The 13307-nt window shown below is 52.4% G+C and carries 11 protein-coding genes; 8 read left to right on the forward strand and 3 right to left on the reverse strand.

Annotated elements, in window-relative coordinates:
• Nucleotides 1-61 precede the first annotated feature (61 nt).
• From CWE21_RS11305 to priA, 3 genes are read right to left on the reverse strand one after another with little or no spacing between them, the layout of a single operon-like run.
• Complete coding sequence (locus CWE21_RS11305; protein ID WP_126834560.1) at nucleotides 62-613, reverse strand: SPOR domain-containing protein; 552 nt, start codon at nucleotides 611-613, stop codon at nucleotides 62-64.
• Between the two features lie 2 nt (nucleotides 614-615).
• The gene (argS, locus tag CWE21_RS11310) at nucleotides 616-2358 is read right to left on the reverse strand and encodes an arginine--tRNA ligase (protein WP_126834561.1); all 1743 of its coding nucleotides are present in this window, start codon (nucleotides 2356-2358) and stop codon (nucleotides 616-618) included.
• 42 nt (nucleotides 2359-2400) lie between these two features.
• Nucleotides 2401-4611 (reverse strand): primosomal protein N', encoded by a 2211-nt coding sequence (gene priA / locus CWE21_RS11315; RefSeq protein ID WP_126834562.1) that lies wholly within the window; start codon nucleotides 4609-4611, stop codon nucleotides 2401-2403.
• A gap of 164 nt (nucleotides 4612-4775) precedes the next feature.
• Between priA and rpmE the strand changes: the two genes are divergently transcribed.
• From rpmE to argH, 8 genes are all read left to right on the forward strand, one after another.
• The gene (gene rpmE / locus CWE21_RS11320; protein WP_126834563.1) at nucleotides 4776-4997 is read left to right on the forward strand and encodes a 50S ribosomal protein L31; all 222 of its coding nucleotides are present in this window, start codon (nucleotides 4776-4778) and stop codon (nucleotides 4995-4997) included.
• 271 nt (nucleotides 4998-5268) lie between these two features.
• A complete protein-coding gene (locus CWE21_RS11325) occupies nucleotides 5269-6513 on the forward strand; it encodes a malic enzyme-like NAD(P)-binding protein (RefSeq protein ID WP_126834564.1) in 1245 nt (414 codons plus the stop codon).
• A 171-nt stretch (nucleotides 6514-6684) separates the two neighbouring features.
• Nucleotides 6685-7407, forward strand: coding sequence for a helix-turn-helix domain-containing protein (locus CWE21_RS11330; protein WP_126834565.1), 723 nt, complete (start codon nucleotides 6685-6687; stop codon nucleotides 7405-7407).
• 70 nt (nucleotides 7408-7477) lie between these two features.
• The gene (gene argC / locus CWE21_RS11335; RefSeq protein WP_126834566.1) at nucleotides 7478-8503 is read left to right on the forward strand and encodes an N-acetyl-gamma-glutamyl-phosphate reductase; all 1026 of its coding nucleotides are present in this window, start codon (nucleotides 7478-7480) and stop codon (nucleotides 8501-8503) included.
• Entirely contained in the window at nucleotides 8500-9282 is a 783-nt protein-coding gene (argB, locus tag CWE21_RS11340) for an acetylglutamate kinase (RefSeq protein ID WP_126834567.1), read from the forward strand. Before argC ends, argB begins: the two co-directional genes overlap by 4 nt.
• 43 nt (nucleotides 9283-9325) lie before the next feature.
• On the forward strand, nucleotides 9326-10240 hold the full coding sequence (argF, locus tag CWE21_RS11345; RefSeq protein ID WP_126834568.1) for an ornithine carbamoyltransferase: 915 nt from the start codon (nucleotides 9326-9328) through the stop codon (nucleotides 10238-10240).
• Complete coding sequence (locus CWE21_RS11350; RefSeq protein WP_126834569.1) at nucleotides 10237-11457, forward strand: argininosuccinate synthase; 1221 nt, start codon at nucleotides 10237-10239, stop codon at nucleotides 11455-11457. The genes argF and CWE21_RS11350 overlap by 4 nt, the downstream gene beginning before the upstream one ends.
• Nucleotides 11454-13295, forward strand: coding sequence for an argininosuccinate lyase (gene argH / locus CWE21_RS11355; protein WP_126834570.1), 1842 nt, complete (start codon nucleotides 11454-11456; stop codon nucleotides 13293-13295). The genes CWE21_RS11350 and argH overlap by 4 nt, the downstream gene beginning before the upstream one ends.
• Nucleotides 13296-13307: the final 12 nt, after the last annotated feature.

The raw sequence follows: 13307 nt of genomic DNA on the forward strand, positions 1-13307 counted from the left end.
CTATGCCAACTTTAATGAGGGCGTAATTGCGAAATTCAATGGCTTTACGGAAATCTAATGCTTAGAGATTCCAGTTCCAGATCTGGCAGCCGTGGATACCGGCACGCTGCAGCGTATGACGGTCGGCTTCGGCCGCACGCTTGGTCTCGTAAGGACCCAATACGACGCGATACCATGTGCCACCGTTGGAAGGATAAATTTCAGACTCGAGACCTTGCATAGCAATCGCTGCTTTCAAGCGCTCAGCGTCAGCGCGCTTGCGGAACGAACCACATTGCATCAGCTTAGGCGGCCCCAGCTCACGCTCGGGGACATCGACTTCAACTTCGAGGTTCTCGAGTTCTTCAATGTACTGCCAACGCTCTTCAGGCTTTTCCGGAATGGGCTCCACTGTCGGCTGTGGCTGGCTCGGCGGTACTTCTTGCGTGACCGGTTCAGGTGCATTGGGGTTACCACCGGCGATGAAACGCAAACCAATAACCAACGCCAACACTAAGACAATAGCCAGCACCACAATACCCCATGGTACATTGCGCTCCGGTGCTTTTTTGCTGCCTTTCTTACCGCCGCCGGGTTTCCGTTGCGGCGGGCGTTTGCGGTTTGCGTAATCCATGCTTACATCTTATCCAATGTTTCAATACCAAGTAGCTCAAGGCCTTGGCGTAGAGTTTTCGCCGTTAATGCAGCAAGCTTTAAGCGACTTTGCTGCAGTGCTTCGTCTTCCGCCTGCAAAATTGGGCAGGCTTCGTAGAAGCTCGAAAAGGCACCCGCAAGTTCAAACAAGTAGCCACATAAGAAGTGCGGCATCGCTTTGTTCGCCACCGTGTGGACCACTTCGTTAAAACGTACTAATAAATTAGCCAGCGCTTGTTCCCGTTCGTCTTGCAAGACAAAGGTGCCAGAAATCGCATCAGGTTGCACGCCGGCTTTGTTAAATACGCTCATCACACGCGTGTAGGCATACAATAAGTAAGGTGCGGTATTACCTTCAAAACTGAGCATAGTGTCCCAGTCGAAGATGTAGTCACTGGTGCGGTTCTTGGATAAATCAGCGTACTTAACTGAGCTGATACCAACGACTTTAGCGACTTGCGCCTGCTCTTCTGCGGATAAACCTGTGTTCTTCTCTTGCACCAGAGCTAACGCTCGCGCTTCAGCTTGGTCAAGCAAGTCCGCGAGCTTGGTTACCCCACCGTCGCGACTCTTGTATGGGCGCCCGTCTTTACCCATCACGGTTCCGAAACCGTAATGATCCATCTGTAAGTCTTCGCGGGCAAAACCAGCTTTTTTCGCTAAGGTGAAGATTTGCTGAAAGTGCAAACCTTGGCGTTGATCGACAAAGTACATCAAGTGATCGCCTTTCAGCTGGTTCTGGCGATAACGCACAGCCGCTAAATCTGTGGTTGCATAAAGGTAACCACCGCCGGACTTCTGCACGATCACCGGCAACGCTTCGCCTTCTTTATTTTTGAACTCATCGAGGAAGACGCACTGAGCGCCTTGGTCTTCAACCAGCAAACCTTGGCTGCGCAGATCCTCGACCACTTGTGGTAAGTCGTCATTGTAGGCGCTCTCAGCCATGACGTCGTCACGCGTGAGTTTTACCCCAAGGCGGTCGTACACCTCTTGGCAATGACTTAAAGAGACATCGATGAACTGCTGCCAAAGTTGCAAGCACTTAGCGTCGCCTGACTGTAACGCCACGACAAGTTCACGGGCGCGATTGGCAAACTCCGGACTTTCGTCGAAGCGTTTTTTCGCGGCTTTGTAAAAGGTTTCAAGGTTGCTGAGCTCCATTGCCAACTCGCTACCTTCGAGCTCTTCCATATGTGCCAGCAACATTCCAAACTGGGTGCCCCAGTCACCGACGTGGTTTTGGCGGATGACGGTATGGCCCAAAAATTCGCACACGCGCGCGACAGCATCGCCGATAATCGCAGAACGTAAATGGCCAACGTGCATTTCTTTGGCTAGGTTAGGCGACGAATAATCAATGACAATGCGCTGGCTTTGCTCTGCATTAGCGACACCCACATGAGCATCTTGGTAGGCGGCTTCGAGCTGCTGTAAGAGTTGATCTTGGCTAATCACAAAATTGATAAAGCCTGGGCCAGCGATGGTCGCCTCGGCTACCAAGCTGTTCTCTGGCAGCGCGGCAATCAGCGCTTCTGCCAATGCGCGAGGGTTGGTCCCCGCAGGCTTTGCTAACATCAACGCAAGGTTAGTAGCAAAATCGCCGTGGCTCTTATCGCGTGGACGGTCGAGTTGGATACGCGGACTCAATTCGGCAGGTAATGTGCCTTGTGCTTGTAATTCGGCCACCGCGGCCGCCAATAATTGCTCCAACTGCTCTTTCATTTACGTCCAACCTTTTTCATTTACGGGAGTCGCCGCATTTTACTAGCTAAAGTCTTGTGGGTCTACGTCCAAGGACCAGCGCACGCGACGCAATTCAGGTATTTGCTCCAGCTTGGCGAGAGTGTGCTGTAAAACTTGCTGACGTAAACCGCGTTGCTGGCTCTGTACCAACAACTGGAAACGGTAGCGACCGGCACGGCGCTCCATCACTGCGGGCATCGGGCCCAAAACAATCACGTCAGGATGCTGCGGTAACTGTGCAGCAATGGCCTGCAGTGCCAGCTGCGCCTGCTCTGCATCGTTCGCTTCCGTGCGAAACAGTGCCATCTGCGTGAACGGCGGGAGCTGAGTCAGCTGGCGTTCCCGCAACAACGAGCGCGCAAAGGCGGCATAGCCGTTATGGATAAGATCTTGCAACAAATCATGTTCGGGATGGTGGGTTTGCAGCACCACCGTACCAGGTGCACTGGCACGCCCCGCGCGGCCGGCAACTTGCGTGATGAGCTGCCCCAAGCGCTCTGCCGCACGAAAATCCGAGCTGTACAGGGCGCCATCCACGTCCAGTAATGCAACCAAAGTAACGTGCGGAAAGTGGTGGCCTTTAGCGATCATTTGCGTGCCAACCAAAATGGGATATTTGTTTTCGGTAGCATCGGTCAATAGCTTCGCCAGACTGCCTTTGCGGCGGGTGCTGTCACGGTCGATTCGAAGCACTGGATAGTCGGGAAACAGCTCGGCCAAACTTTGCTCGAGCTGCTCGGTGCCGGTCCCGCGGCCAACCAGTTGGGTCGAACCACAATCAAAACACTGCCGCGGGAGGCGTTGTTGATCGCCGCAGTGATGGCACTGCAACATTTGTTGGCGCTGATGCACCGTGTAATAAGCATCGCAACGCCGGCACTGGGCGAGCCAGCCACATTCGTGACAGAGTAGCGCAGGAGCGTAACCGCGCCGATTCAAGAACACCAACACCTGTTGTCCGCGGTCAAGCTCTTTACGCATCTGTTCGATGAGCGGCTGCGAGAGCCCAGCTTTGAGCGGCAATTGTTTGATGTCCACCACGGTCTGCCGAGCGAGCTTGGCGCCGCCGGCACGCTGGGTAAGTTGCAGATGGGCGTAGCGCTTTTGCGCAACGTTATTAATACTCTCCAGTGAGGGCGTCGCCGACCCCAAAATAACGTGCACCTGTTCTTTTTGCCCGCGCACCACGGCAAGGTCGCGCGCATGGTAGCGAAAACCCTCTTGTTGCTTCAGCGAGCCGTCGTGCTCTTCATCAACAATAATCATGCCCAAGCGCTTAAATGGCGTGAATATCGCCGAACGTGTACCGATAACGATGGCAGCACCGCCGTTTTTAGCGTCCAGCCAAGCATCCAGTCGCTCGCGATCGGTTAGCGCCGAATGCAACATGACAATCGGTACCGCAAAGCGCTTTTGGAAGCGACGTAGGGTTTGCGGCGTGAGGCCAATTTCAGGCACGAGCACTAACACTTGCTTGCCTTTGCGTAACACATCGGCCATCGCCTGCAAGTAGACTTCGGTCTTGCCGCTGCCCGTTACGCCTTCCAACAAATAGGTTTGCGGCTTGCTTGCCGCCCCAATCGCAGCCACTGCGAGTGCTTGTTCAGGATTGAGCTGCAACGGTTCGCTGCCAATAGCAAAAGACCAATCAGCATTGGTTTGCGGCGCATGCTGGAAGCCTTCAATCAGCCCCTTGTCTTGCAAAGCTTTAAGTGCGGAGGCGGAAAATTCTTGTGCGGTGATATCGCGACGCAGCAAGGGTCCATTACGCAAGGCCGCCAGTAAGCGCTGCTGTTGCGGTGCTTGGCGCAAACTGTTCAACTCTATCTCAGCACCTGCGGCGGTCACTCGAAAGCCTTCAGTGGTTTTATAGCTCGCGGCCTCACCTTGGCGCAACAGTACCGGCAGCCCGTGATTTAAAACCTCGCCTAAAGGGTGGTGGTAATAGTCGGCCGCCCATTGCAAAAGCTCCCACACCGGTTGAGGTAGTAAGGGGGTTTCGTCCAACACCGCGGTAAGCGGCTTTAGCTGGTAATTACTCTTGCTTTCACTCGCCTCGCCCAAACTGAAGCCAACCAGCGACCGGTTGCCAAACGGCACCTTCACCCGAACTCCACACGCAGGCGCACTCTCACAGGCATAGTCAAAGCTGCGGGCAAGGGGCACCGGCACGGCCACTTTCACGACGGTGCTGGTATTAGGAAAGAGTTCGGTTGCGGAAGACTTGCTCATAGCCGCTATTGTGCGACCATGCGCAGCGCGGCGCAAGCGCGATCCTGTGCTTGATCATTGCACAGGGTTCAGGTAGAATCCGCGCCCTAATTATTCCATTATTAACCACGTATGGTGTGCGGAGAGAGTCCGTATAGCGATGCGGCCCAATTGAGGTAACCCTTATGAAAGCAGGTATTCATCCTAAGTACGAAGAAATGAACGTAACTTGCTCGTGCGGCAACACGTTCACCACCCGTTCAACTAAAGGTGGCGAATTGCACCTTGACGTTTGTTCAGAGTGCCACCCGTTCTACACTGGTAAGCAGCGTATTATGGACACTGGCGGTCGTATCGACAAATTCAACAAGCGTTTCAGCGTGTTGGGTGGTAAGAAGTCATCGTAAAAACGATGCTTTAGCACCAGATTTAGAAAAAGGCGCCAAAAGGCGCCTTTTTTTATACTTGATCGTTCCTCAGCCTGCTCTAGTCCTCTGTTTTACGGCGGTTCGTTTTTGTACAACCTTAAAGTTTACTGAACTCTGTCGGCTCTCCATGGGCGGCCAGACCATCAGGTAAGATTTGTTATTCGTGCTCAACCCTCTACAATGGCAATTATTCACTTAATGAATGTTGACTATAACAATCGCACAACGATGCAAGAGGGTACTTACGTCCATGTCTGACTTTCGCAAGCAAGCGCTCGATTATCATGCCTATCCTACGCCCGGAAAAATCAGTATTGAGCTGACGAAATCAGCAGAAACCAGCAAAGACTTAGCGCTCGCCTACAGCCCAGGCGTTGCCGAACCGGTGCGCGCTATTGCTGAAAACCCTGATGACGTGTATCGCTATACCGCCAAAGGCAATATGGTGGCGGTTATCTCGAACGGTACGGCGATCCTAGGTCTCGGTAACCTCGGCCCCATGGCAGCTAAGCCAGTGATGGAAGGTAAAGCACTACTATTCAAACGTTTTGCCGGACTTGACTCGATCGACATTGAAGTTACCCATCGCACCACGCAAGACTTCATCAACACCGTTGCCAATATCGCCGACAGCTTCGGTGGCGTGAACTTAGAAGACATCAAAGCACCGGAGTGCTTTGAAATTGAAGAAGCTTTGGTAGAACGTTGCGACGTGCCGATCTTCCATGATGACCAACACGGCACCGCGATTGTCACTGCGGCGGGATTACTTAATGCGCTCGAAATTCAGGGCAAAGAGCTGCGTAAAGCACAAATCGTTTGCTTGGGTGCGGGTGCGGCCGCTATTGCCTGTATGGAATTGCTCATTAAATGCGGCGCGCAACGTGAACACATCTATATGCTCGACTCGAAAGGCGTCATTCACACCCGTCGCGAAGACTTGAACCCCTACAAATCGTTGTTTGCCAACAACACCGACAAACGCACTTTAGAAGACGTTATCACTGAAGCCGATGTCTTTGTGGGTGTTTCGGGTCCTGATTTGTTGTCGCCTGACGCGTTAAAGCTGATGGCTGACAAGCCGATTATCTTCGCCTGTTCAAACCCTGATCCAGAAATTAAACCCGAACTTGCCCATGAAGTTCGTGACGATTTAATTATGGCCACGGGTCGCTCAGATTTTCCGAACCAAGTGAATAACGTACTTTGCTTCCCGTTCATTTTCCGTGGTGCGCTTGATGTTCGCGCCCGTGCTATTAACGACGAAATGAAAATTGCCGCGGTAGAAGCGATTCGTCAGCTGGCGAAGGAGCCGGTACCAGAGTCGGTCTTGAAAGCCGCAGGCGTCGACAAGCTCGAGTTCGGTGTTGATTACATTATTCCGAAGCCACTCGACCCGCGCCTAAAAACCCGTGTTTCCAAAGCCGTAGCTGAAGCAGCGGTGGCGTCGGGCGCTTCGCGTATCGACCTGCCTAAGAACTATATGGCGGAGTAATCACTCCGCTTTCACCTTTCTTTTACATCACTTTCTTCTAAAACATGACCTAGAACAGGTCATGTTTTGCGTTCTTCGTCTCATTCCTAGTTATTCATGAATATTCATGTTTTTATGCTTGTAGGAATAGCTAAGAATCAGCGTTGATTTCAATCAACAAGGACAAGAACAATGACATTAGGTGATTACTTAAAACAACAACGGACCGAACAAGAATTAAGCCAGGCAGAACTCGCTGAGAAGATGGGGGTAGAGCAATCGTATCTATCAAAATTAGAAAGCGAACGGTCCTTACCCTCCACGGAAATTCTGGCGGCGTGGCTCGAAGCACTAGCACTTGAACTCGACACCGTCTTGGCTGAGCTCGATCGTGCCTACATTCACGCTAAATTAAGCCGCATTCCAAGTGTTGATGCTTGGCTACGCCAGCAAAAAGTGCAAAGTCTGGTGCGTGAGCGCATACGCATGTACGCAGCGGTGCTCTGTATCGCTCTCGCCGTACCCATGTTTTACCTAGGCTACACCAAGTTAGTATTCGACGAAGCTATTTACGAATACGAATCGCCGGGCGTGGTTTTGCCTGGCGAACCGCAAGATATCTACTTTTTAACTCCGCAGCTTCAAAGTGGAGGCTTAGCAGAACGGCAAGAGCAACACCTCGAAATGCTCAAACGGCGTAATCCTAAGATTCTTTTGCTTAGCGACTATCGTGGTGAACAGTTTAATCGCCCGATTCCGGACGCCGTAAATGATTCTTTTACCCGCACTTACTACCTTGAAGAAACGCACCAGCAACCGCGTTGGCAAAACACACTCCTGCAAGCGCTGGGACTATTTTTGGGTACCTTCGGCCTAGTACTTCTGATTATTTTGCTGAGATCGCAAAAAAGATAATACTTATTCTTGTTTTGTGCATTTTTATTCACTATAATCTGATCATCTTTTGGTCATTAGTTAGTTGTGGATGTCGAAGCAAGAAACCATACAATGCGCTGTTTTTGGTGCGAGCGGCTATAGTGGCGTTGAGCTTGCGTGGTTGTTGCATAACCATCCAGTTTTTTCGTTGACCTATGCCTTTTCTTCAAGCGCACGTGAAAAAGCAGAACCGATTTCCGTGTTGTACCCGCAACTTGCGGGCCGGTGCGAACAACTTCTGCAACCTTGGCACTCGGATCTGTTGCCGCAATTGGCGCAGCAGGTTCGAGTGGTTTTTTTAGCGCTCCCCCATGAAGCCAGTGCTGAACTGGCACCTCAATTGATTGCTGCTGGGTTGGTGGTTTTCGATCTTTCGGGTGCCTTTCGGCTTGGCGATCCTAAAACACACCTAAGCGCATACGGTTTCCAACAGCCTAAACTCGCTAAAAAAGTTCCTTATGGTTTAGCTGAATTTACGCAGTTTTCCGGGGACGAACCTTTGATTGCGGTACCGGGCTGTTACCCGACGGCTGCGGGTCTTGCACTACGCCCGCTTATGCCATTACTTGCCCCGCACAGCACGCCGATCGTGAATGCGGTGAGCGGCGTCTCGGGTGCTGGCCGCAAAGCCGCGTTAAATACCAGCTTCTGCGAAGTGAGCCTGCAAGCCTATGGCGTTGCAACGCATCGTCACCAGCCAGAAATGGCGCAATCAATAGGTCGTGATGTCGTGTTCGTTCCGCATTTAGGTAACTTTAAGCGCGGTATCTTAGCAACAATTTACGCCGAGCTTGCCGAGGGCGTGAACGAGCACACAATTGCTGATGCCCTCGAGGCAACTTACGCTAATCATCCTTTGGTGCGGCTGGTTGCAACGCCACCCAAGCTACAGCAAGTGGTAGGTACGCCGTACTGTGACATCTATTTTAAAGTCCATGGCTCCCAGCTGATTCTGTCCGTAGCCATCGATAACTTACTCAAAGGCGCAGCAGCTCAAGCGTTGCAACTTGCCAATCAGTATTATGGACTCACCTCAGCGACCGGCTTGCAGCCAAGCCCAGGAGCGGTGGTATGAGTACCCCCTTAGTTATCAAACTCGGTGGTCGGGTACTGACCGACGTCGCCGCCTTGCAGCAGTTGCTTACAACCGTCAAACGGCTAGCAGAGCTACGCCCACTGGTGTTGGTACATGGTGGTGGTGATCAAGTGCAGGCGATGCTACAGCAGCTTGGCCAAGAAAGTGTCAAAGTCGAAGGCCAGCGGGTCACGCCCGCCGCGCATATCCCAATTGTTGCAGGAGTGCTGGCCGGCGACGTGAATAGCCAGCTCTGCGCCCTCGCTCAACAACATGGTTTACAACCTGTTGGGCTAACGCTGCAAGCTGGAAACACGGTCATCTGCGAGGTCGACAGCAGCCGCGGCGCGGTGGGTATTCCGCATGCAGGGTCAGGCCAGCTGCTGCAGTTGCTGATTGAACAAAACTACTTACCTATTTTAAGTTCGCTCGGGGTGAGTGCCCAAGGCGAGCGCCTCAACGTTAATGCAGATCTCGCTGCGGCAGTGGTCGCGCAGGTGTTGCATGGCGATTTGATTTTACTTACCGATGTGGTCGGCATTCTCGACCACGACGGCCAACTCATTGACACCATTACTGCAGCCCAAGCCCCTGAGCTGATTGCCAACGGCACTGTCCGCGACGGCATGATAGTGAAGCTCAACGCGGCTTTACAGGCCGCGCAGGTGGTCCTCAACAAAACCTCGCGACGAACCATCGCGGTGGCCGGCTGGCATGACGCCAATGCGCTAACACGATTAGCGCGCGGTGAGCCAGCTGGAACCCGCGTTCGCCTTTAACGCATATACGTCGTCGATTACGCAATTTTAGTTAGGAATTCACATGCAAGATTTATTAGCAATGCGCGATTTGAGCAGCGCACAATTGAGCCATATTTTAGATTTGGCACAAACCATTAAGCAGCGTCCTAGTGCTTGGCAGAATCATCTGCAAGGCAAAAGTATCGCGCTGGTATTTGAGAAGCCATCACTGCGTACCCGCGCTAGTTTTGCTGCCGGCATTAACCGTTTGGGTGGGCACAGCATTTACTTAGATGCAGAAAACCTTATGGGCAAGCGTGAACCGGCCAGTGATGTCGGCGCCAATTTAGCTCTTTGGCACGATGCGATTGTGGCGCGGGTCTATTCGCAAGCAACGTTGCACGAGCTTGCAGCTGCTTCCGACAAGCCGGTGATCAATGCACTCAGTGACGAATGTCATCCATGCCAAGCGCTAGCAGACTTACTGACCCTTACCGAGCAACTTGGCGATTTGACGAAAGTCACGCTGACCTATGTCGGTGACGGCTGCAACGTATGCCATGCCTTGATGGCCGGCGCCGCTTTAGCGGGCATGAATTTGCAGATTGTCACCCCTGTAGGTTACGAGCCGAATGCGGAGTTGCTCGCCGACGCACAAAAAGTAGGGGCAACGAGCGGTGCGGAAATCACCCTTCATCACGACTTTAATCAGCTGCAACAAAGCGATGCTATTTATACCGACACTTGGTTCTCTATGGGGCAAGAGCGCGATAGCAATCAAGTCATGCATGACTTTGCGCCTTATCAAGTGAACCAAGACTTAATGAAGCAACTCGGTGCTAAGTATTTTATGCACTGTTTGCCTGCGTACCGTGGCCGCGAAGTCACCGCAGAAGTTATCGACGGGCCGCAATCCCTTATTTTGCATCAAGCCGAAAACCGGTTACACGCACAAAATGCTGTTTTAGTTGAATTATTTGCAGGAGCCCAAGCATGAGCACGTCCGTCAACAAAGTTGTTTTAGCCTATTCTGGTGGCCTCGATACCTCGGCGATCGTGCCTTGGTTGAAAGAAAATTATGACTGCGAAGTGGTCGCTTTTGTCGCTGATGTTGGCCAGGGTGCTGATGAGCTTGAAGGTGTGGAAGCGAAAGCTATCGCCTCTGGCGCCAGCAGCTGCTACGTGGTCGACTTAAAAGATAAGTTCGTCAATGACGTTATTTATCCGACTTTAAAGACCGGTGCTATCTACGAAGGCCAGTACTTATTAGGTACAGCCCTCGCGCGGCCGATCATTGCGCAAGCGCAGGTTGAAGTCGCTCGCAAAGTGGGCGCCGATGCTCTGGCGCACGGTTGTACCGGTAAAGGGAACGACCAAGTACGCTTTGAGTCTTGCTTTGCCGCATTAGCGCCTGACCTGCAAGTCATTGCTCCTTGGCGCGAGTGGACCATGCGTAGCCGTCCTGATCTGTTGGCCTACTTGGCTGAACGCAATATACCGTGCGCCGCCTCAGCGACTAAGATCTATAGCCGCGATGCTAACCTATGGCACATCTCAACCGAAGGCGGCGAGCTCGAAGACCCGTGGAATGCACCATCGGAGCAAGTATGGACGTGGACCGCGGAACCTGAGCAAGCACCCGACCAACCCGAATACTTAACCCTGTCGTTCGTCAAAGGCGAGTGGCAAGCACTGAATGGCGAAACGATTGAACCCGTGGCAGCGATTGAAGCGCTGAATAAACTGGCGGGTAAGCATGGCGTCGGTCGCCTTGATATGGTTGAAAACCGTTTAGTTGGCATGAAGTCGCGGGGTTGTTATGAAACTCCAGCGGGTGCGGTGCTCTACGCTGCTCTGCAAGGCCTCGAGAGCCTCGTGCTCGATCGCACGACGCAAGACTACCGCATTCGTTTAGGTAACGAGTTCGCACAGTTACTGTACGACGGCCGTTGGTTTACGCCGTTGCGTGAAGTCATGCTCGCAGCTGCCACTAAGTTGGCTGAACCTTTGACCGGTGACATCGTCGTGAAGCTCTACAAAGGCCAAGTAACGGTCACGCAAAAACGCTCACCAAATAGCTTGTACTCCAACGCGTTTGCCACCTTCGATGAAGACGAAGTCTATAATCAAAAACATGCGGAAGGCTTTATCCGCTTGTATAGCTTAGCTAGCCGGATCCGTGCGTTGCATGAACACGAAGGAGGCTCCTCATGAGTTTATGGGGTGGACGGTTCAGCGAGCCTAGCGCCGCTGAATTCAAACAATTCAATGACTCGTTACGCTTTGATTATCGGCTCGCGCCTTATGATCTACAGGCATCTCAAGCATGGGCGCAAGCGCTACACCAAGCACAATTGCTAACAGCGGAGGAAAACCAGCAATTGCAGCAAGCTTTGCAAGAGCTACAAGTTGCGGTCGACAACGATCCGCAACTGCCATTGCAGACAGATGAAGAAGACATTCATAGCTGGGTTGAAGCGCAGCTGATTGAAAAAATCGGTGCAACGGCAAAGAAATTACACACTGGACGTAGCCGTAATGACTTGGTTGCCACCGACTTACGGCTGTTCTGTAAGGCTGTGGGCGCCGAGCTGATTAGCGGCAATCTAGCGGCGATCCAGGCACTGTTGGTTTTTGCCGAACGCTACCAAGCAGCGCCATTACCGGGCTATACGCATTTGCAGCGGGCCCAGCCGATTATGGCCGGGCATTGGGCGCTGGCCTATGTGCAAATGCTGCAACGTGATGTCAGCCGCTTGAAAGAAGCGATGAAACGTATTGATGTTTGCCCGCTCGGTAGCGGCGCGCTTGCCGGCACTACGGCACCGCTGGATCGCGAGGCCTTGGCGCACTCGCTTGGCTTCCGTTATGCCAGCGAGAACAGCCTCGATGGCGTTTCCGATCGTGACTTCGCGTTGGACTTACTGCATAGCGCCAGCACCGGTATGGTGCATCTGTCACGTATCGCTGAAGATGTGATTTTTTACTGTTCCGGTGAGTCGGGCTGTTTCGCTATGAGCGACCGCATTAGCAGTGGCTCATCGTTAATGCCGCAAAAGAAAAATCCGGATCTGTTCGAATTGCTACGCGGCAAAACCGGTCGTGTATTCGGGCATCAACATGCGCTACAAACGACTTTGAAAGGCCTGCCGTTGGCCTACAACAAAGACATGCAAGAAGACAAAGAAGGCTTGTTCGATGCCTTGCATACTTACTTGCAGTGTTTGCAAATGTTGACCTTTGCGGTGCCCGAATTGAGCGTTAACGAAGCGCATGCCAAACAGCAAGCGACCTTAGGCTATAGCAATGCTACAGAATTGGCCGATTATTTGGTAAGCAAGGGTATTCCGTTCCGCGATGCGCATCACATTACCGGCGCGGCAGTGCTTTATGCGCAGCAACAAAGCAAACCTCTGGAAGCGCTAACCATCGATGAATTTAGCCAATTTTCGGCGGAAATAGGCGATGATGTCTACCCAATCCTCGAACTAGAGTATGGCGTCAATCAACGTAAAGCACTGGGCGGCACCGCTCCTGCAGCAGTGCGCACAGCAATCAAACATGCCAACGATTGGTTGCATGCGGCTGAGGCTGCAAGCAAGCACGTGCGTCAAGCACGCTTAAGCGATGCCGATAAAATCTGTGAATTGATTGCCTACTGGGCCGAGCAAGGCGAAAACCTACCACGCGATAAAGCCGATGTGTTGCAAGCGATTCAGAGCTTCGCTGTGGCAGAAATTGATGATGAAGTTGTCGGTTGCGCCGCGTTGTATGTGTACAGTACCGGCTTGGCTGAGATTCGTAGCTTGGGTCTCTTCCCGCAAGCGCAAGGCAAAGGTCTTGGCGCCGAACTTGTCGCCTTTTTGCTATGGAAAGCACGCGAGCTGGGTATCAGTCGTACGATTGTGTTAACTCGTGTACCTGAGTTCTTCGGACGTTTGAATTTCCGCCTGACGGTCAAAGACAAACTGCCAGAAAAAGTCATGAAAGACTGCGAGTTGTGTCCACGCAAAGACAATTGCGACGAGACCGCACTCGAATACTTGTTGTAAAAATTGTAAAAG

The sequence above is a fragment of the Pseudidiomarina aquimaris genome (assembly GCF_003987395.1).
Lineage (GTDB): Bacteria > Pseudomonadota > Gammaproteobacteria > Enterobacterales > Alteromonadaceae > Pseudidiomarina > Pseudidiomarina aquimaris.

Excerpts from the sequence above, each read along its gene's own strand:
- argC (WP_126834566.1), top strand. The coding sequence starts at position 7,478 with ATGTCGAAGCAAGAAACCATACAATGCGCTGTTTTTGGTGCGAGCGGC.
- CWE21_RS11305 (WP_126834560.1), bottom strand. The coding sequence starts at position 613 with ATGGATTACGCAAACCGCAAACGCCCGCCGCAACGGAAACCCGGCGGC.
- priA (WP_126834562.1), bottom strand. The coding sequence starts at position 4,611 with ATGAGCAAGTCTTCCGCAACCGAACTCTTTCCTAATACCAGCACCGTC.
- argF (WP_126834568.1), top strand. The coding sequence starts at position 9,326 with ATGCAAGATTTATTAGCAATGCGCGATTTGAGCAGCGCACAATTGAGC.
- argS (WP_126834561.1), bottom strand. The coding sequence starts at position 2,358 with ATGAAAGAGCAGTTGGAGCAATTATTGGCGGCCGCGGTGGCCGAATTA.
- CWE21_RS11325 (WP_126834564.1), top strand. The coding sequence starts at position 5,269 with ATGTCTGACTTTCGCAAGCAAGCGCTCGATTATCATGCCTATCCTACG.
- CWE21_RS11350 (WP_126834569.1), top strand. The coding sequence starts at position 10,237 with ATGAGCACGTCCGTCAACAAAGTTGTTTTAGCCTATTCTGGTGGCCTC.
- CWE21_RS11330 (WP_126834565.1), top strand. The coding sequence starts at position 6,685 with ATGACATTAGGTGATTACTTAAAACAACAACGGACCGAACAAGAATTA.
- argH (WP_126834570.1), top strand. The coding sequence starts at position 11,454 with ATGAGTTTATGGGGTGGACGGTTCAGCGAGCCTAGCGCCGCTGAATTC.
- rpmE (WP_126834563.1), top strand. The coding sequence starts at position 4,776 with ATGAAAGCAGGTATTCATCCTAAGTACGAAGAAATGAACGTAACTTGC.
- argB (WP_126834567.1), top strand. The coding sequence starts at position 8,500 with ATGAGTACCCCCTTAGTTATCAAACTCGGTGGTCGGGTACTGACCGAC.